General features: G+C 60.6%; 17 protein-coding genes. 2 read left to right on the forward strand and 15 right to left on the reverse strand.

Annotated features, from left to right (window positions below; all coding sequences use genetic code 11):
• Nucleotides 1-10 precede the first annotated feature (10 nt).
• The 9 genes from hpaB to hpaG form a co-directional block, all read right to left on the reverse strand.
• On the reverse strand, nt 11-1573 hold the full coding sequence (hpaB, locus tag DG357_RS03165) for a 4-hydroxyphenylacetate 3-monooxygenase, oxygenase component (RefSeq protein WP_088204608.1): 1563 nt from the start codon (nt 1571-1573) through the stop codon (nt 11-13).
• A gap of 195 nt (nt 1574-1768) precedes the next feature.
• On the reverse strand, nt 1769-2659 hold the full coding sequence (gene hpaA, locus DG357_RS03170) for a 4-hydroxyphenylacetate catabolism regulatory protein HpaA (protein ID WP_047363639.1): 891 nt from the start codon (nt 2657-2659) through the stop codon (nt 1769-1771).
• Nucleotides 2631-3974, reverse strand: a complete 1344-nt coding sequence (hpaX, locus tag DG357_RS03175) for a 4-hydroxyphenylacetate permease (protein WP_088204607.1) — start codon at nt 3972-3974, stop codon at nt 2631-2633. The genes hpaA and hpaX overlap by 29 nt, the downstream gene beginning before the upstream one ends.
• Nucleotides 3975-3995: 21 nt before the next feature.
• On the reverse strand, nt 3996-4790 hold the full coding sequence (gene hpaI, locus DG357_RS03180) for a 4-hydroxy-2-oxoheptanedioate aldolase (protein ID WP_041911315.1): 795 nt from the start codon (nt 4788-4790) through the stop codon (nt 3996-3998).
• A gap of 10 nt (nt 4791-4800) precedes the next feature.
• Nucleotides 4801-5604 carry a 2-oxo-hept-4-ene-1,7-dioate hydratase gene (gene hpaH / locus DG357_RS03185; protein ID WP_045259529.1) on the reverse strand — a complete coding sequence of 268 codons (804 nt, stop codon included), beginning with the start codon at nt 5602-5604 and terminating at the stop codon, nt 4801-4803.
• Nucleotides 5605-5704: 100 nt separating this feature from the next.
• Complete coding sequence (locus DG357_RS03190; RefSeq protein ID WP_063438163.1) at nt 5705-6085, reverse strand: 5-carboxymethyl-2-hydroxymuconate Delta-isomerase; 381 nt, start codon at nt 6083-6085, stop codon at nt 5705-5707.
• Nucleotides 6086-6094: 9 nt separating this feature from the next.
• A complete protein-coding gene (hpaD, locus tag DG357_RS03195) occupies nt 6095-6946 on the reverse strand; it encodes a 3,4-dihydroxyphenylacetate 2,3-dioxygenase (RefSeq protein ID WP_088204606.1) in 852 nt (283 codons plus the stop codon).
• Between the two features lie 2 nt (nt 6947-6948).
• Complete coding sequence (gene hpaE / locus DG357_RS03200; protein WP_047367279.1) at nt 6949-8415, reverse strand: 5-carboxymethyl-2-hydroxymuconate semialdehyde dehydrogenase; 1467 nt, start codon at nt 8413-8415, stop codon at nt 6949-6951.
• Nucleotides 8412-9689 (reverse strand): 4-hydroxyphenylacetate degradation bifunctional isomerase/decarboxylase, encoded by a 1278-nt coding sequence (hpaG, locus tag DG357_RS03205; protein WP_088204605.1) that lies wholly within the window; start codon nt 9687-9689, stop codon nt 8412-8414. The genes hpaE and hpaG overlap by 4 nt, the downstream gene beginning before the upstream one ends.
• Before the next feature lie 271 nt (nt 9690-9960).
• Here hpaG and hpaR point away from each other — a divergent pair, with 271 nt between their 5' ends.
• Together hpaR and tsr are read left to right on the forward strand one after the other, a co-directional pair.
• Complete coding sequence (gene hpaR / locus DG357_RS03210; RefSeq protein ID WP_023334396.1) at nt 9961-10401, forward strand: homoprotocatechuate degradation operon regulator HpaR; 441 nt, start codon at nt 9961-9963, stop codon at nt 10399-10401.
• A gap of 83 nt (nt 10402-10484) precedes the next feature.
• Nucleotides 10485-12149: a methyl-accepting chemotaxis protein gene (gene tsr, locus DG357_RS03215; RefSeq protein ID WP_045259638.1), complete on the forward strand. Its 1665-nt coding sequence runs from the start codon at nt 10485-10487 to the stop codon at nt 12147-12149.
• A 92-nt stretch (nt 12150-12241) separates the two neighbouring features.
• On the opposite strand, the gene DG357_RS03220 is transcribed toward tsr, so the two are convergent.
• The 6 genes from DG357_RS03220 to DG357_RS03245 all read right to left on the reverse strand — a co-directional run bounded on the left by DG357_RS03220 (nt 12242) and on the right by DG357_RS03245 (nt 18049).
• Nucleotides 12242-12748: a GNAT family N-acetyltransferase gene (locus tag DG357_RS03220; RefSeq protein WP_088204604.1), complete on the reverse strand. Its 507-nt coding sequence runs from the start codon at nt 12746-12748 to the stop codon at nt 12242-12244.
• A gap of 29 nt (nt 12749-12777) precedes the next feature.
• Nucleotides 12778-13251: a hypothetical protein gene (locus DG357_RS03225; protein ID WP_041911308.1), complete on the reverse strand. Its 474-nt coding sequence runs from the start codon at nt 13249-13251 to the stop codon at nt 12778-12780.
• A 1-nt stretch (nt 13252) separates the two neighbouring features.
• The gene (locus DG357_RS03230; protein WP_041911307.1) at nt 13253-13993 is read right to left on the reverse strand and encodes a winged helix-turn-helix domain-containing protein; all 741 of its coding nucleotides are present in this window, start codon (nt 13991-13993) and stop codon (nt 13253-13255) included.
• Nucleotides 13994-14116: 123 nt separating this feature from the next.
• Nucleotides 14117-15073: a Csu type fimbrial protein gene (locus tag DG357_RS03235; protein ID WP_041911306.1), complete on the reverse strand. Its 957-nt coding sequence runs from the start codon at nt 15071-15073 to the stop codon at nt 14117-14119.
• Complete coding sequence (locus DG357_RS03240; protein ID WP_028015411.1) at nt 15064-17292, reverse strand: fimbria/pilus outer membrane usher protein; 2229 nt, start codon at nt 17290-17292, stop codon at nt 15064-15066. Before DG357_RS03240 ends, DG357_RS03235 begins: the two co-directional genes overlap by 10 nt.
• The gene (locus tag DG357_RS03245) at nt 17273-18049 is read right to left on the reverse strand and encodes a fimbrial biogenesis chaperone (RefSeq protein ID WP_088204603.1); all 777 of its coding nucleotides are present in this window, start codon (nt 18047-18049) and stop codon (nt 17273-17275) included. The genes DG357_RS03240 and DG357_RS03245 overlap by 20 nt, the downstream gene beginning before the upstream one ends.
• Between the last annotated feature and the right edge of the window lies 1 nt (nt 18050).

Genomic DNA, 18050 nt, shown 5'->3' on the forward strand with positions numbered 1-18050 from the left:
TCCCGCTGCGCTATTTCAGCAGCTTGTCGAGCATGTTGATATCGCTGTTGTTGTGCAGGTGCGGCACGGTCCAGCCGTGCTGGTCGTACTCGGACATGCAGCGGTCGACCATTGCCATCATCTTGTCCATATTCCCGGAGCTTTGCGCCTGACGCAGGCATTGCAGGCGGATCTCATCCTGGCTGCCGGAGTAGTTGATTTCGTACAACTCGTGACGACCCCCAAACTCGCTGCCGATGGCGTCCCACATCAGTTTCAAAATCTTGATGCGTTCGACGTGATCCATTCCGTTAGAGCCGCGCACGTACTTCGCCAGATACTGGTCGATCTGCGGGTTGTTAAGGTCCCGCGCGCTGGACGGCAGATAAATCAGCCCGGAGGTCACGTTACGTTCGATGATGTTCTTGATCTTCGCGTAGGCCATCGGGGCCATCACGCGGTAGGTTTGCAGCGCCGCGTGGTCCGGCAGGTACGCGCCGTTCACCCACGGCGTCGCTTCTGAGCACATGGAGTCGCTCAGCGCCCAGAACATATTGCGCCAGGCCACTACTTCACCGAGATCCGCCTGCACGCCGCGGAACTCCAGGGTACCGGTGCACTCCAGGGATTTCTTCAGAAGGGCGGTGATGAAGTCGAGCTTCACCGCCAGACGCACGCAGGCCTGCAGCGGGTACATGCGGGCGAAGCCGCCCTCCATCGTCCAGCGACGGCAGCGGTCGAAATCGCGGTAGATCAGCACGTTTTCCCACGGGATCAGCACGTTATCCATCACCAGGATCGCGTCGTTCTCATCGAAGCGGCTGGAGAGTGGGTAGTCGTACGGGGAGCCGGTTGCGCCTGCCACCATCTCGTACGAGGCGCGGGAGATCAGCTTCACGCCTTCGGCATCCATCGGCGCGACGAACATCAGCGCGAAGTCCGGGTTTTCGCCCATCACCTGCGCGGAGCCAAAACCTATCATGTTGTAGTGGGTCAACGCCGAGTTGGTCGCCACCACCTTCGCGCCGCTGACAACGATCCCGGCGTCGGTCTCTTTCTCCAGCTTGATGTAAACGTCCTTCACCTCGTCCGCCGGCTTGTGGCGGTCGATCGGCGGGTTGACGATGGCGTGGTTAAAGTACAGGCCGGTTTCCTGAATGCGGGTGTACCAGCTGCGGGCGTTCTGCTCGAACTGACCGTAGAAGGCAGGGTTCGCTCCCAGCGCGCAGCCGAACGCCGCTTTGTAGTCCGGCGTGCGGCCCATCCAGCCGTAGCTCAGGCGCGACCACTCGGCGATGGCGTCGCGCTGCTGGCGCAGGTCGTCGGCGCTTTTCGCCACGCGGAAGAATTTGTGGGTGTAGCCGCCGCTGCCGGTGTCGGTGCCCCAGCACAGCGTGTCCTGCATGTCCGGCTTGTGCAGGGCGTCGTACATCTGGGCGATGGACGCCGCCGCATTGCGAAACGCCGGGTGGGTGGTGACGTCCTTAACGCGCTCGCCGTAGATATAAATCTCGCGTCCATCCTGCAGGCTTTTTAAATACTCTTCGCCGGTTAACGGACGTTTGGCATCAGCGCGGAAATCTTCAGGCTTCATAGGGACCTCGTATCGGAAGATGATTGTTAAATTTATGTTTTGTTTTTGTTGTTTAATTGAAGCGTGAGAGGGGCGGAACGTGAAGGGACGATTGGGACAACGGCGGGTACTTTTCGGGCGGAGAAGGGATTTGTGATCTGTGCGGGTTTTTGGCGGGTGGAGCTGCGCTTACCCGCCCTACATACCGCGATGCGCTCAGGAAACCGGTACTTTCTGCGCCCGATACGCGCTGGGCGAGCAGCCCGTCAGGCGATTGAAAAACCGGGCGAAATAGGCCGGATCTTTAAATCCCAGCTGCCAGGCAATCTCGCTGACCGCGCTGTCGGAAAACAGCAGCAGGCGCCTGGCCTCGCGCAGCTGCCGGTCGAAGATCAGCCGTTTCGGCGAGCGGTTGGCGAAGCGGCGGCAGATGTCCGTCAGGCGGGATTCGGTCAGGTGCAGTTCGCTGGCGTATTCCGGCACCGTCCAGTGCTGGTGATAGTGGGTGTCGATCAACTGGGTAAAGCGCTGAAACAGCTTCAGCTCGCCGCGCATCCCGCTGGCCGCGTGGTCGTCGAGCTTCGCGTTGCGCAGCAGCAGGGTAAATACCGCCTGCGCCAGCAGGACCAGCGTATGCTCACGGCCCGGCAGCTGCGCCGTGGATTCCCGGGCGATGAGCTGCCAGTAGTGCTTCAGCGCCGCCAGTTCGTCAGGCTTGTCGGCAAGCGACAGGCAGATCCCCGGCAGGCCGAACGCTTCCCGCGTGCCGGGGTAGAGCACCTCCAGCAGCGGCCAGATGAGATCCTCGCGCACCGTCAGCACGTGCCCGTCGCTGTCGGATTCGGTGATAAACGCGTGCGGCACCGACGGCGGCGTCAGCACAAACAGCGGCGCCTGCACCGAATAGCGGTGGTCGTCGAGCTGGAGCTCAATCTGCCCGGTGTCGAGAAAGTGCATCTGAAAATACTGGTCGTGACGATGCGCCTGCATGTCGCGGCCAAAAAAGGCCGCCATGCGGGCGAACGATTGATAGTGCACGTCGTCGGTGCCCAGGCTTTCGTCGTACTCCTTGCTGATATCAATGTTGGCGATAGGGCTCTGGCACATGATCGTTCCTATGTTGAACCCGCTGCGTCATCGGGATACGCGTCAGCACCAGCGCGCCGACCACCAGCAGACCCGCCACGAACCACAGCCCGGAGCTGAAGCTGCCGGTCGCGTCGCGCAGGATCCCAATCAGCAGCGGGCTAACGGCGGATCCGACGTTACCGATGGCGTTGATCACCGCCAGCGCCACCGCGCGGGATTGCAGGCTAATAACCTGGTCCGGTGTGGTCCAGAATATCGCCATGGCGGTAAACGATCCGGTTGAGGCCATGATGATGCCAAGCAGCTGGATCAGGCTGTGATCGGTCGCTGAGGCCAGCATCCATCCCGCCGCTGCAAACAGGTACGGCAGGATGGTGTGCTTTTTTCGCTCTTTCAGCCTGTCGGAGCGGCGACTCCACCAGATCATCCCGAGGATGGTACAAAACTGCGGGATCGCCGCCAGCAGGCCAATCACGATATTACTGCTGCCGGTGTTGAAGCTTTGCAGGATCTGCGGCGTCCAGATGTTGATCGCGCTCAGCGTATTGGTCAGGCAGAAGTAGGCCAGCGTGTAGAGCAGCACGGCGGGCGTAAGCACCTCGCGAAGCGTCGATCGCGGCGTGACGGATTGGGCGATGGCGACCTCCTGCTCGCGCGCGATCATAGTTTTCAGCGCCTGCTTTTCGTCCTCATCCAGCCAGGTGGCCTGGTCCGGCGTGTCGTTGAGGTAAAACCAGGTCACCACGCCGAGCACCACCGACGGCAGCCCCTCCAGCAGAAACAGCCACTGCCAGCCCTTCAGGTTCCACAGCCCGTCCATCGCCAGAATATACCCGGAGAGGATCGAGCCAAGCATCATGGTCACCGGCATGGCGATCATAAACAGCGCGTTGGCGCGGGCGCGGTGATAGGCCGGGAACCACCAGGTGAGATAGACCAAAATCCCCGGCAGGAAACCGGCTTCCGCAATGCCCACCAGCATGCGCAGGACGTAAAGCGTTTCGGGGCTGGTAGCGAACATGGTGCAGGTGGAGGCAATGCCCCACACCACCATGATCCCGGCGATCCAGCGGCGTGCGCCGACCTTCGCCAGCATGATGTTGCTGGGGATCCCGCACAGCACGTAGGTGACGTAAAACAGCGTCGCGGCCAGGCCAAACATGGTCGACGTGAGGCCCAGATCTTTGCCCATCGTCAGCCCGGCAAAGCCGATGTTAATGCGATCGAGAAACGAGAAAACAAACAGGATAAAGAGAAACACGATCAAACGACGGAACAGCTTATTTATTGCGCGATGTTCTACATCTTTATTATGCAGGGTTGAGGTCGTCATGTTGCGCTCCACATCGTACGTTTAGTAGACGGATTTATTGTTATCAACTGCTGTGGTGACGTCGGTAAAGCGGGCCGCCAGCGCTTCGGCGCTGCGGGCGAGCAGGGTGGTATCCACACCGACCGCCACAAACAATGCGCCGAGGCCGAGATAGCGTTTCGCCAGCTGTTCATTCGCCATCAGGATGCCGGGCGCTTTGCCCGCGCTGAGGATCTGGGCGATCGCCTGCTCGATGGCGGCCTGCACCTCCGGGTGCTGCGGATTGCCGGCAAAGCCCATGTCGGCGCTCAGATCCGCCGGGCCGATAAACACGCCGTCGACGCCTTCCACGTCCAGGATCTGCGGCAGGTTTTTCAGCGCCTCGCGGGTTTCGATCTGCACCAGCACGCACATGGCGTCGTTAGCCTGATGCAGGTAATCCGGGATGCGATTCCAGCGCGACGCGCGCGCCAGGGCGCTGCCGACGCCGCGAATGCCCGCAGGCGGGTAGCGGGTGGCGCTTACCGCCAGCCGCGCCTCGTCAGCGTTTTGCACCATCGGCACCAGCAGGGTTTGCGCCCCCACGTCCAGCAGCTGCTTGATCTGCACCGGATCGTTCCACGACGGGCGCACCACCGGCTGGCTGGGATAAGGGGCGATAGCCTGGAGCTGAGTCAGGACGGTTTGCACGCTGTTCGGCGCGTGCTCGCCGTCGATCAGCAGCCAGTCAAAACCGGCCCCGGCCAGCAACTCAGCGCTGTAGCTGCTGGTCAGCCCCAGCCATAAACCGATTTGCGGGCGGCCCGCCTTCAGCGCCGCTTTGAATGCGTTTTGCATGGTCGCCTCCTTATACAAAGCGACAGCTGATGGAGCCCATGTTGCCGTAGTCAACATGGAAGGTGTCGCCCCTGCTGGCGGCAACCGGACGGGTAAACGAGCCGCCGAGGATGATTTGTCCGGGCTCAAGCTGCACGTCGTACGGCGCGAGCTTGTTCGCCAGCCACGCCACGCCGTTCGCCGGGTGGTTAAGCACGCCAGCGGCGACGCCGGTCTCTTCGATCACGCCGTTGCGGTAGAGCAGGGCGGAGATCCAGCGCAGATCCAGCGCGTCGGGCTTAATCGGACGACCGCCGAGGATCACCCCGGCGTTGGCGGCGTTATCGGAGATGGTGTCGAACACCTTGCGCGGGCGCTGGGTCTCCGGGTCAACGTTGTGGCAGCGGGCGTCGATCAGCTCCAGGGCGGGAATGACGTAATCCGTGGCGTTGTAGACGTCGAAGATCGTGCAGTTCGGGCCGCGCAGCGGTTTTGCCAGCACGAAGGCCAGCTCCACTTCGATACGCGGGACGATAAAGCGGTCGACGGGAATGTCGCTGCCGTCGTGGAAGAACATGTCGTCCAGCAGCGCGCCGTAGTCCGGCTCGCTAATCTGCGAGCTGGCCTGCATCGCTTTCGAGGTGAGGCCAATCTTGTGGCCTTTCAGCACGCGGCCTTCGGCAATTTTCAGGCTCACCCATTCGCGCTGTACGGCGTAGGCGTCTTCGATAGTGATCTCCGGGTACTCCAGCGAGATCGCGCGGATCTGCTCCCGGGACTGTTCCGCCTGATGCAGGCGGTGGGCGATCAGGGTATGGGTGTGTTTGTCGAGCATGGTGATATCCTGTTTTTGCCGGGTGGCGCGTAGCGATCCCGGCCTACGTTCTTGGCCGTTGTAGGCCCGGTAAGCGAAGCGCCACCGGGCGAGCAGACGGCTACTTAAACAACGCGTGCACGTTGTTTTGTTTGTAGTTGAGCGTCGGATCGAGTTCTTCCATGGCGAACGACAGCGCCAGATAGCGCTCCGCCATCAGCTCCGCGAAGTGGGTTTTGATCAGCGCAAACAGCATCTCCCCCACGGCTTCCCGGCTCTCCAGGCTGCGCCCGGCGCCGATCTTCAGCGTCATATGCACAAAGGCGTAATCATGCTTACCGTCCGCCATCTGCCAGGTGTCCAGCCAGTGGGCGCGGCTGCGGATGCCGCCGAGCGGGAAGATGCCCGTGGCGGCCAGCGCCTCGTTCACTTTGGCGAACAGCCCCGGCAGGTCGGCCTGCGCGCGGATATTGTCGGTACATTCAGCAATAAAGTGCGGCATAACGGCTCCTTATGCGGGAAGCGGGAAAACGGCGTTGACCTGGCCGGTGCCGGAGCTGGCGAACAGCTCGGTGAGGAACTCCACCTTGCCGTCGTATTTATCCCAGCCCAGCATCCCCAGCAGCATCACCGTGTCATGCATGTTCCCCTCGCCGTAGCAGTAGTCGGCGTACTCCGGCAGCATGCTGCAAAACTCTTTAAACTGGCCTTCGCGCCACAGCTTGACCACCCGCTCGTCCATCTGACGGTCGAACTCGCGGGTGTAGCTGTTCATCCCTTCTTCCGCACGCTGGTCGTCGATAAAGCGGTGCGACAGCGAGCCGCTGGCGAGCACCGCCACGGTGCCGTCGTACTTTTCGATGGCGCTGACGATGGCCTCGCCCAGCCTGCGGCTGTCGGCGAAGTCGTGAACCGTGCAGAACGCGGAGATGGAGATCACTTTGAAGTGCTTATCCGCGTTCATGTAGCGCATCGGCACCAGCGTGCCGTACTCCAGCTTGAGGCTCGGGATGTTGTGCGCCTTGGCGCGCACGCCGAGCTTCACCGCTTCGTCGGCGATCAGCTGCCCGAGCTCCGGGTTGCCGTCGTAGTCGTAGGTCATGTCGCGGATAAAGTGCGGCAGCTCGTTGCTGGTGTAGACGCCCGAAAAATGCTCCGCACAGTTGATGTGGTACGCGCTGTTCACCAGCCAGTGGGTGTCGAACACGATGATGGTGTCCACGCCCAGTTCACGGCAGCGCTTGCTGATCTCTTTATGCCCGTCGATGGCGGACTGGCGGCAGCCGTGGTTTTTCCCCGGCAGCTCGGAAAGATACATCGACGGCACGTGGGTGATTTTTGCCGCTAACGCTAGCTTGCCCATTGTCAGATCCCCCATTTTGGAATCGGATGGTCGCCCATGGAGATGCAGACGTTCTTCATCTCCGCGAACACTTCAAAGCTGTATTCGCCGCCTTCGCGCCCGGTGCCGGAGGCCTTCACGCCGCCAAACGGCTGGCGCAGGTCGCGCACGTTCTGGGTGTTCACGAACACCATGCCCGCTTCAATGCTGCGCGCCAGACGGAGCACCTTGCTGACGTCCTGGGTCCAGATGTACGACGCCAGGCCGTACTCCACGTCGTTCGCCAGACGCAGGCCTTCCGCCTCGTCCTTAAACGGCAGCAGGCAGGCCACCGGCCCGAAGATCTCCTCCTGCGCCACGCGCATGCGGTTGTCGACGTCCGCCAGCACCGTCGGGCGCAGGAAGTTGCCGCCTTTCAGGTGTGCAGGCAGATCCGTCGGTTTGTCCGGGCCGCCCGCCAGCAGGGTGGCGCCTTCCTCGATGCCGAGGCGGATATAGCCGGAGACTTTCTCCCAGTGCTGCTGGCTGATGAGCGCGCCAATCTGGGTGTTCGGATCGGTCGGATCGCCCACGCGCAGGCGATTGGCGCGTTCGGCGAAGCGCTTGACGAACTCCGGGTAAATGCTCTGCTGGATGAAGATGCGCGAGCCCGCGGTGCAGCGCTCGCCGTTGATGGAGAAGATGGTGAACAGCGCGGCGTCCAGCGCGCGCTCGATGTCCGCATCTTCAAAAATCAGCACCGGGGATTTTCCGCCCAGCTCCATGGAATATTTCTTCAGCCCGGCGTTTTTCATGATGTTGCGCCCGGTGGCGGTGCCGCCGGTGAAGGAGACGGCGCGCACGTCGTGGTGGCGCACCAGCGCGTCGCCTGCCGTCGCCCCGTAGCCCTGCACCACGTTCAGCACGCCCGCCGGAATGCCCGCCTCCAGCGCCAGCTCGCCCAGACGGTCGGCGGTCAGCGGCGAGAGTTCAGACATCTTCAGTACCGCGGTATTGCCCAGCGCCAGGCACGGCGCGACCTTCCAGGTGGCGGTCATAAACGGCACGTTCCACGGCGACACCAGCGCGCAGACGCCCACCGGCTGCACCAGCGTGTAGTTGAGCATTTTGTCGTCGACCGGGTAGGTTTTGCCGTTCATCTGCTGGCACACCTCGGCGAAGAACTCGAAGTTGTGCGAGGCGCGCGGGATGAGCACATTTTTGGTCTGGTGGATCGGCAGGCCGGTGTCGGCGGTTTCCATGGCGGCGATCTCGGGCACGTTCTGGTCGATCAGATCCCCCAGGCGACGCATCAGGCGCGCGCGCTCCTTCATCGGCAGGTTGGCCCATTTCGGGAACGCCTCTTTAGCGGCGGCAACGGCCTGATGAATTTCCGCTTCACCGCCGGAGGCGACTTCCGCTAATACCTCGCCGGAGGCCGGGTTAGTGGTATGGAAGTACTCGCTTCCGGCGACGTTTTTACCGTTGATCCAGTGGTTAATCTTTTTCATTTTGCAGTCTCCTCGCTGACAATCCGGTTCACCAGGCGGCCCACGCCTTCCACTTCCACCACCACTTCATCGCCCGGCACCACGTCGGACAGCCCCTTCGGCGTGCCGGTGGCGATCATGTCGCCCGGCTGTAGGGTCATAAAATCGCTCAGATACGCAATCAGGTAAGGAATGCTGAAAATGAGATCGGCGGTGGTGCCTTCCTGACGCAGTTCGCCGTTGACGTAGGTGCGAAGACGAAGGTTATGCGGGTCAGGGATGGCTTCTTTCGGCACGATGTTCGGGCTGATGGGGGTTAATCCGTCGCGGCTTTTGACCCGCAGGTTCGGGCGGTAGTAATTTTCCAGGTAGTCGCGGATGGCGTAGTCGTTGCAGACCGTGTAGCCCGCGACATACTCCATCGCCTCGGCTTCGCTCACCTTACGCGCGGTTTTACCGATGACCACCACCAGCTCCGCCTCGTAGTGCATGTATTCGATATTGTTCGGGCGCACCGAGGTCTGGTTGTCGCCATTGAAAGTGTTCGGCGCTTTGATAAACACCAGCGGCTCGGTGGGAGGCTTGAAGTCCAGCTCGCTGGCATGATCGGCGTAGTTAAGACCGAGGGCGAACAGCGTGGCGTGTTCAGGCGTGCGGTGGGAAAGGGCAACGTCGCGCTCGTTCACCACCGGGTTTTCCAGTGGCGGGAAACCTTCCGCCAGAATCCGCACGCGATCGCCCGGGCGGATCTCCACGCGGCTTTGCGGCGTGCCGAGCAGGATCGCATCGCCGGGATTGAGGGTGGCGAATTCGCTCAGGGCGCTCAGCAGTTCGGCGGCGCTGCGCTGCAGATCGGCGGTGTTCCAGTGGTCCGCTTCGCGGCCGTTGATCTCGGTGATGATGGTCAGGTTGCCGACGTTATCAACGGCGGCCAGTTCGCCAAGCGGGCAAAAGCCGTCCCGGCATTTGGCCTTAATGGCCGGGCGGTAGAAGCTCTCTTCCGGCAGGCTCACCTCGTTGGCCAGCGCGTACCCGGCGATGTAGGCCGCGGCGTCCTCTACGCACACCCTGCTGGCGGTTTTACCCACAACCAGCGCCACCGTAGCGCCGCTTAACACCGTTTCCCCCTGCGGGAAAGGAATGGGCTCGCCCGCGCGAATCACCGTGTTGTGCGGTTTGATAAACCACACCGGCGTTTTTGGCGGCGTGTTGTAAGGGGCTTTTTCAAACGCCTCAGCCCAGGCTTCTTGCTGACTCTGGTGGTTCAGCGCGACGGCAAATACGGTACCTTTCATTCACCTACTCCTCACCCCGACGGTCCGGGTTATGATTTCATTAATATGTTAATGATCTGTTTTTATGCTTTTGCTGTTTATTTCGCAATCAGAAGTGAAGAATTTGTGATATGAATAACAATAAATTTACATGTTGGATTTTAATGTCATCTAAATCAGTTGCTTAATAAAACAGAATGGTTTCTGTTAGACTTTCTGGCAGGAAACGTGTTGTTTATAAAAACATCTTTTATGAATCGTTTACTTGTTAATGATGTGAAGGGGAGAGGCTATGCATGATTCATTAACCATCGCGCTTTTGCAGGCGCGGGAAGCGGCGATGTCGTACTTCCGTCCGATTGTGAAGCGGCATAACCTCACCGAGCAGCAGTGGCGCATCGTGCGCGTGCTGGCTGAACATCCGTCGATGGATTTTCACGATCTGGCGTTTCGCACCTGTATTCTGCGCCCGAGCCTGACCGGCATTCTGACGCGCATGGAGCGCGACGGCCTGGTGCTGCGCTTAAAGCCGGTGAACGACCAGCGCAAGCTGTACGTGTCGCTGACCAAAGAGGGAAATGCGCTGTACGAGCACGCCCAGGCGCAGGTGGAAGAGGCGTATCAGCAGATTGAGGCGGAATACACGCCGGAGAAGATGAAGCAGCTGACGGCGCTGCTGGAAGAGTTTATTGAACTCGGAAACCGGCATAACGCAGCGCGGGAAGAAGAGTAAAAACCACAAATTCCAGGATGATTTTCGTAAAGTTTTCCCTTTCCAGGCCGAAAATTCTGTATCTGTCTGAGGAAAGAGAAAACATGTTAAACCGTATCAAGATTGTCACCAGCTTAATGCTGGTTTTAGCGATATTTGGCCTTTTACAACTCACATCCGGTGGTCTTTTCTTTAATGCTCTGAAGAATGACAAAGAGAATTTCACCGTCCTGCAAACCATTCGTCAGCAACAATCCACCCTTAACGGGAGCTGGGTTGCGCTGCTGCAAACCCGTAATACCCTGAACCGCGCGGGCATCCGCTACATGATGGATCAGAACAATATCGGCAGCGGCGCGACCGTTAACGATCTGATGCAGATTGCGTCTGCCTCGCTGAAACAGGCGGAAAAAAACTGGGCTGACTATGAAGCCCTGCCGCGCGACCCGCGTCAGAGCGACGCCGCTGCGCTGGAAATTAAACGTAACTACGATATCTACCACGGTGCGCTGGCTGAGCTAATTCAGCTGCTGGGGGCGGGCAAAATCAACGCCTTCTTCGACCAGCCGACCCAGAGCTACCAGGATGGATTCGAGAAGCAGTACGTGAGCTACCTGCAGCAGAACGACAAGCTGTACCAGATGGCGGTTGAAGACAGCAACAGCTCTTACACTCAGGCTATCTGGGTGCTGATCAGCGTGCTGGTTGCCGTGCTGGTGGTGATCGTGGCCGTCTGGCTGGGTATCAAGCAGGCGCTGATCTCTCCGCTGACGCGTCTCATTGACAATATTCGCCACATCGCCAGCGGCGACCTGGTGAAGCGCATCGACGTGGAAGGCTCTAACGAGATGGGCGAACTGGCCGACTCGCTGCGTCATATGCAGGGCGAACTGGTGCGTACCGTGGGCGACGTGCGTAACGGCGCGAACGCTATCTATAGCGGCGCGAGCGAAATCGCGATGGGCAATAACGACCTCTCTTCCCGTACTGAACAGCAGGCCGCTTCACTGGAAGAGACCGCTGCCAGCATGGAGCAGCTGACGGCGACCGTTAAGCAGAACGCCGAGAACGCCCGTCAGGCGAGCCACCTGGCGCTAAGCGCGTCTGAAACCGCGCAGAAGGGCGGCAAGGTGGTGGACAACGTGGTGCAAACCATGCGTGACATCGCGGGCAGTTCGCAGAAAATTGCCGATATCATCAGCGTGATCGACGGCATTGCCTTCCAGACCAACATCCTGGCGCTGAACGCGGCGGTAGAAGCGGCGCGTGCGGGCGAACAGGGCCGTGGATTTGCGGTGGTGGCAGGGGAAGTGCGTAACCTGGCCCAGCGCAGCGCTCAGGCAGCACGTGAGATCAAGAGCCTGATTGAAGACTCCGTGGGACGCGTGGAAGTGGGTTCAACGCTGGTGGAAAGCGCCGGTGAAACCATGGGTGAGATCGTGAACGCGGTGACCCGCGTGACCGATATCATGGGCGAGATTGCCTCTGCGTCCGACGAGCAGAGCCGCGGTATCGACCAGGTGGGCCTGGCGGTGGCAGAGATGGACCGCGTGACCCAGCAGAACGCCTCGCTGGTGGAAGAGTCTGCCGCAGCGGCTGCCGCACTGGAAGAGCAGGCAAGCCGTCTGACCCAGGCCGTGGCGGTGTTCCGCATTCAGCAGGAGCAGATGAAGGCGCGTGAATTCGCTTCGGCGAAAGCCGTTGCCGCACCGGTAATGACGCGTAAAACCGCTACTGCCGATGCAGGTGATAACTGGGAAACGTTCTAACGCCGTGCGTTGTGCCGGGTGGCGGCTGCGCCTTACCCGGCCCACTGTTCAGTGTTTTGTAGACCCGGTAAGCGCAGCGCCACCGGGCGATATTACAGAGGCAGGCGCATGGCGCAGCGCGTTTCATACGCTAAACCGTGCGCCGTCTCTTCTTCCCTTTTCTGACGCAATTCAGGCGTCAGCCTCGTCATCATTTCAAACCCCAGCCGCGCATAGAACGGCGCATTCCACGGTACGTCCCTGAACGTCGTCAGCGTCAGCGCGGTCAGACCCCTTTTACGGGCGCAATCTGCCACGCAGGCGATGAGCTGTCTGCCAATCCCTTTTCGCTGCCAGTCCAGATCAACCGAGAGTTCGACAATAAACAGTGATGACGGGTGGGCTTCGGCAAGGACAAACCCGACGGGCTGGTCGTTTGCCAGCGCCAGCCAGCTGAGCCCGCGTTCGGCATAGTCGAGGTGTTGCTCAGCGGGAATGACCTCGCCGTCGGCAAGCCAGGCGAGTTCCGGGATGTCGCGGAATCGCCCGGCCGCCGCGCGTTCAATGGCGGACAGGGCGGCAACGTCGCTGAGGGTGGTGGGGCGAATGCGAATAGTCATGGCGGCAAGTATAGCCTGACCCGTCGACATTATTCCGAGCAGATCAGCACCGGCGAATAAAAATTGCTGATCACCAGCGCGTCTTCCGGCGTGCGCTCTATCGTCAGAAGCCTTTTATTGCCCAGCGTCAGGCCGGCAACGTATTTTTCAAAGACCCCGGGCGGCATCGCGTCATGGCTAAAGCGCTCCACTTTTTGAATGACGATCTCATACAGTTCGTCCTCCACGTGACGCCATTTAAACATCTCCTGGCGAGAAACCTCCCAGCTGCGCGGGGCATTCACCACGTTGCCGTTAACCGTGATGTACCCCGTTTTGTCGGGGTGAAAGCGCATAATGACCTCACCGTCAAAGGTGAAATTGTGGCTGTCGCGCTCGTCGGTAAACGTCAGGTTTCCGTCGCAGGTTACCGACAGCGGAGGCGTGTGAAAATACCACGCCAGCGCGGTGCCCAGCAGCAGCAGGTTGAGGATCAGGATTAGCCAAACTTTTTTCTGTCTCATATCACCACTCGTAATAGTAAAGCGTACGACAGGCGCTGGCTTTACCCCGCGTGAGGGAGCATTGGGAGAGCACCAGCCGCCCTTCGTGGCCGTAGAAAAGCGTTCTCTGAATGTGCATGTAGAAAATCGAATTTTTCAGACACGGAAGGTGACCGTCCTTTTGAAGCGTTTGCGCGAGCGTAATCGCCTTCCCGTGAAACACGTCCGCCAGCGGCGTAAAGGTGTAAACCGGACAGGTGCCGATATGCGTCAGCAGATGGATCTCCCGCTGCGGGGCGTCTGGCTTGATGAGCACGATCCAGATGCTTAGCGCAACGACGACCAGCGTGAGCGCGCCGCAGAACAGCCATTCCGGGCGAACGCGCCATGCAGGTTTCACCGTTTTGGCGATCGGGGGGGCCTCCTCCAGCGGAGTGACGGTGACGTCTGCGCTGAGCATAAAGCCCGTTTTCGGTACGGTAACGATAAACAGCGCGTCGGGAAGCAGGGTCGCCAGCATCTTGCGCAGAATGCTGATGTACTGGTTTAAGGAGTTGTTAGACCCCTGGAGTCCTCGACGATCCCAGACTTCCTGGAGAAAGGTTTCCCGTTCGACCACGTTCCCATGATGCTGAACCAGCAGCCTCATGATGGTATTGGCCGTGCAGGTGAGGAGCTGCGCATCCTCATCCGGCGCATTGATAAGAGAAACAGAGCCGTCCTCGTCGTTATAGACGATGGCGTCAGCAAGCAGGTATTTCATAAGTTGTTGTAATAAAAACAGAGATAATGAATGAAAAAAGGCTTACGCCCTCAAGGCTGCATTGCTGGCTATTTTAACGCCACTGTTACCGATAACATTGATCCAGACAGGTTTTTGGGTGATTTAATAAGTCAGCGTGATAATCACGTCATCAATAAACTCCCCGGTACCGGTTAGCGGCTGTGCCGGGACCTCGCCGTAAACGGTGTAGTTCTGGGTGCCGCCTGCAGGGTTGGTGACCTGCAGCGCATCGCCGCTGCTTTGATCTCCCCAGCGTTGCGTGGCCGCCTCATCCTGCCAGAGACCGTAGCGCAGGCAATGACCCTCGCTGTTGCAGAGCTGCCGCTGGTTACCGCTGGCATGGTTGCCTTTTCCCATGGCAAGGGTGAACGCGGTTCCGGCCGGACAGCGCGTGGTGAGGGTGGCGGAGGATCGCGTCGGGCTCAGGGTAGCGGTGCTGGTCAGCGTGCCGAAGTTAAGCGGCGTCACGCGCTCGATGTAGCACCCCTGGCTGATTTCGGCCTGCGCGCTGGTGCCGCCCTGCACCTGCTCCCCCTCTGCGGAACCGTCCGAGCAGTTTTGCAGCGCGTCCTGGCGCAGGGCGCTGTGCCAGGCGATGCGCAGATTCATGTTGTAGTTGTAATAGTGATAGGCCGGAAGCTGGCTTTGCCCTGGCGGAATGGTAGCGATAAGCGGAAAGGTACCGCTGACGTTGGCATTGCTTTCCGCGGCGAGGGTCTGCTGAATCAGGTTCCCGTTGCTGACAGGCCCCAGCTCCTGAGAGCGCGCTGCGCCGTTAAGCAGGCGGAAGAGAAGGGTGTACTGTTTCCCCTCCTGATCTCCCTGGGAGATCATCTCAAAGGGCGGGGCGTCTACGCTGCTCAGGCAGACGTTAATATATTCCGTCCTGCCCTCGTTGTCGGCCTGGCAGCTAAATTTGACCTCGGTGTTGACGGAGGTGGTATTGCCCGCCACGACGTTGCCAAAGTTAATGGCGGGCATGGAGGTTATCCAGCAGGCTGCCGCCATCGCCTTCACGGACAGGACGAGCAGCAATAATAACGGCGCTCTTAATGACACAGTTGTTCTCCGATATTCTGTATAGATGACGCGGTACGGGGCGCCGGAAGCGTGACCCGGCACTCTCCCTCACCGGTCTTAACCACCAGTTCGCCCGGCAGGGGCGGATCTTCAAGCCAGATAAAGCCGTCGCGTCCCACGATGGTGGCACCCTGCGGCGTTGACACGATGCTGCCCAGCGGGAGCGGCCTGCGGCGGCTGTCGACCAGCCGGGCCTGAACCGTGACGGCGTGATGGACGTTAAACTCGACTTTCACCGCGCTGCTGTTGCCCGGTCTGGCATGCATGTCGGTAACAGGGGCGATCACATCGGCGGGCAGATCGAGCGGGTTAATGCTGACTTTGCTGTTGTGGTAGCGCGGCAGGTCGGTCAGCAGGAGATAACCGTCTTCATCCGTTTCACCGGCCGGGCGGTTTTCCAGCATTACCGGTACGTGCCCAATGCCGTGGGTGGACACCAGCGCCATGCCCTGCTGGATGTAGCGCAGCGGGTACAGGCTGCCGTCCAGCAGCGTCAGGCTGCCTTCGGCGGAGGCGTACTGGTTGCCCTGGTTGGCACCTTGCTGCAGCCCAACGTGCCATTCGCCCGCTCGGCCTAGGTAGCCGAGGTCCGCATATCTTTCACGTCGTTCGCCGAAGCCCTGGCCCAGCTCCCATGACCAGCCGCCGGCCTCATCGTCCGGCTGGTGGCGGTAATCCATGCGCGGCGTATCCCGGCTGACCTGAGCGGAGAGCGTGTCCTCGCGACCCAATGGGACGGAAAGCAGCAACTGAACGTGGCTCGACGCGTCCGTAAACGAGCGGGTGTAGCTCAGCGTGGTGGAGATGTGTGCCGGCAGCGATACCGACCAGGAGGCGTTGAGGTAACGCTCTGTGCTGCCCTGAATGTTCTGCTGTACCCAGCCCGCGCCCACGGTACCGAAGTGGGGGATGGACTGGCTTACCCAAACGCTGTCGCTGCGTCTGACGGGCGCGGCACCGCTCATGCGGGCGTTGTCGGCGAAATCCGCCTCGGTACGGACGGTGCTGGCAGAAATGCTCGTTCCCCTGCCGTTCCACTGCCAGCCAAGGCCCCACTGAACGCCCTGACCGTAAGGGCTGTCGCTCACGGCAACGTGCTTGCTGACCACCCCCACGGCGGGAGAGACCAGCCAGTCAGTGCCCATACCCACGTTGCGCAGCCTGCGCTGCTGTTCCGTATGCAGCGCCAGCGTCAGGCTATTATTCACCCCATAGCGCCAGCCCGCGTCCAGCAGCGGCGAGGCGGCATAGTCGTCGGAGCGCAGGGCGTAGTTTTCGCGCATCCAGCCGATGTCCAGCGAACCGCTGCTGAACCCTTCCGCCAGCATGCCCGGCGCGCCGTAGAGGTCGAGCTGTACGGTGCGACGCTGGCCGTTGATATCGGTAATGACCACCTCCGCCTGTCCGCTTCCGGTGAAGGAGGGCAGGGTATCCAGTAGAAAGTCTCCCGGCGTGACGCGCTGGCTGCTCTGCTTAAGGCCGTCGATATACAAATCGACCGTGGAAGGCAGCACGGCCGTGTCGCTGTAGCGGCTGCGCGGTTCGGTATTGAGCTGGGGATTGAGCTCAAAGTTACGTGCCCAGTGCAGCCCGCCAAAGCGTACCTGTCGGCTCCAGCCGGTGCCGGTGGTGACGCTGTCGCCCAGCGCCAGCGTGGTCAGCGAGTCGGTGTTGTCCCACTGCCAGCGGGTTTCGAGACGCGTATGGGTCGGTCGACCGGCGCTGTTTTCCTCCCCGACATGGCTTGAAAAACTGCTGCTGAACGTTCCGGGTAGCCCACCGGACGCGGTCAGCATGGTCTGGGCGTTAAGCTGGCGCTTCCCTTGCACGTCGCTGGCGTAGAGCGCATATCCGAGCGTATAGGCGTTGACGGGCTGCGCATCAGGATAGCGGTACATCGGCGTGGGCCTTGAGACGGTCAGATGCTGCTGGCCCTCGAGCGCGTCTGCCTCTGCGGTAATCGACACCTGCTGGGACAGCACGTCGAGATTGACGTTCAGGCCCGGCAGGGAGGTCAGCTCAACCCACTCTGCGCGATCGTCCGGGGCGTGAAGCCCCAGCTTTTTCATGTCGCTGCGGCTTATCCATAGCGCATTATCCACCACCCGGCAGGCCCATAGCTCGCCTCGCGGGGCGTGGTTCACGGTGATGGCCAGCCATTGCACGGTGTCGGCGGGCTCAGTCCGGGCTGACAGCATGAGCGGTAGCCAAAACAGGAGCGCGAGAAGCGAGCGGGCGCAGGGGTATCTGGCTGGCATGATGGTCATCATTAAGATAGACGCGCAGCGAGCTGAGCGCGTAACGTGTGGGCTGCTTGAGCGATAAAAGGGCGGTTTGTCCCGGGAGCACATAGCCCGCCAGGCCTTTAATCGACCCGACAACCTTCCCATCGGCCGTCAGGGCCTCAAGGTGGCTCAGGCGGATGTGGCGGTTTCCGGCGTTAAAGCAGCGGAGAGTGGCCGGTATGTCTGCCTGCTCACAGCTCAGGGCATCGTGGCTGACGGGCGCGCTCTGGCTCCCGGCAATAAACACCGGAATCGAGTAGCGCAGCAGGAAGTGTACCGCGGAGGGGTTGGCGGCACGGGACGCGGCGTCCGGCAGTTCATCAATAACCAGCCGGTAACTTTGCTCCTGCGCACGGATGCCGGGCTGCATGACGATAATGCGCACCAGTTGCTGCTGGCCCGGCGCCAGTGAAGTCATCGCCGGGCTGGTGACCACCTCCCCGGTGGACACCAGCACATCTTTACCGTTTTTTTGCGTCCATTCGTATACCCGAATCTGCGCATTGATGGCCGCTCTCCCACTGTTTGTGAGATAGACCGCCGCTGCCCGCTGGTCGCTCTGCAGATCGAGCGTTACCGGGGCCACCTGAAGCGTGGCGGCCAGCGCGTAGCGCGACAGCAGCGCCAGCATCATGAGCCACAGAATGAAGCAGGGAAGGTAGCGACGCACG

It is taken from the genome of Enterobacter bugandensis (assembly GCF_900324475.1).
Taxonomy (GTDB): Bacteria; Pseudomonadota; Gammaproteobacteria; order Enterobacterales; family Enterobacteriaceae; genus Enterobacter; species Enterobacter bugandensis.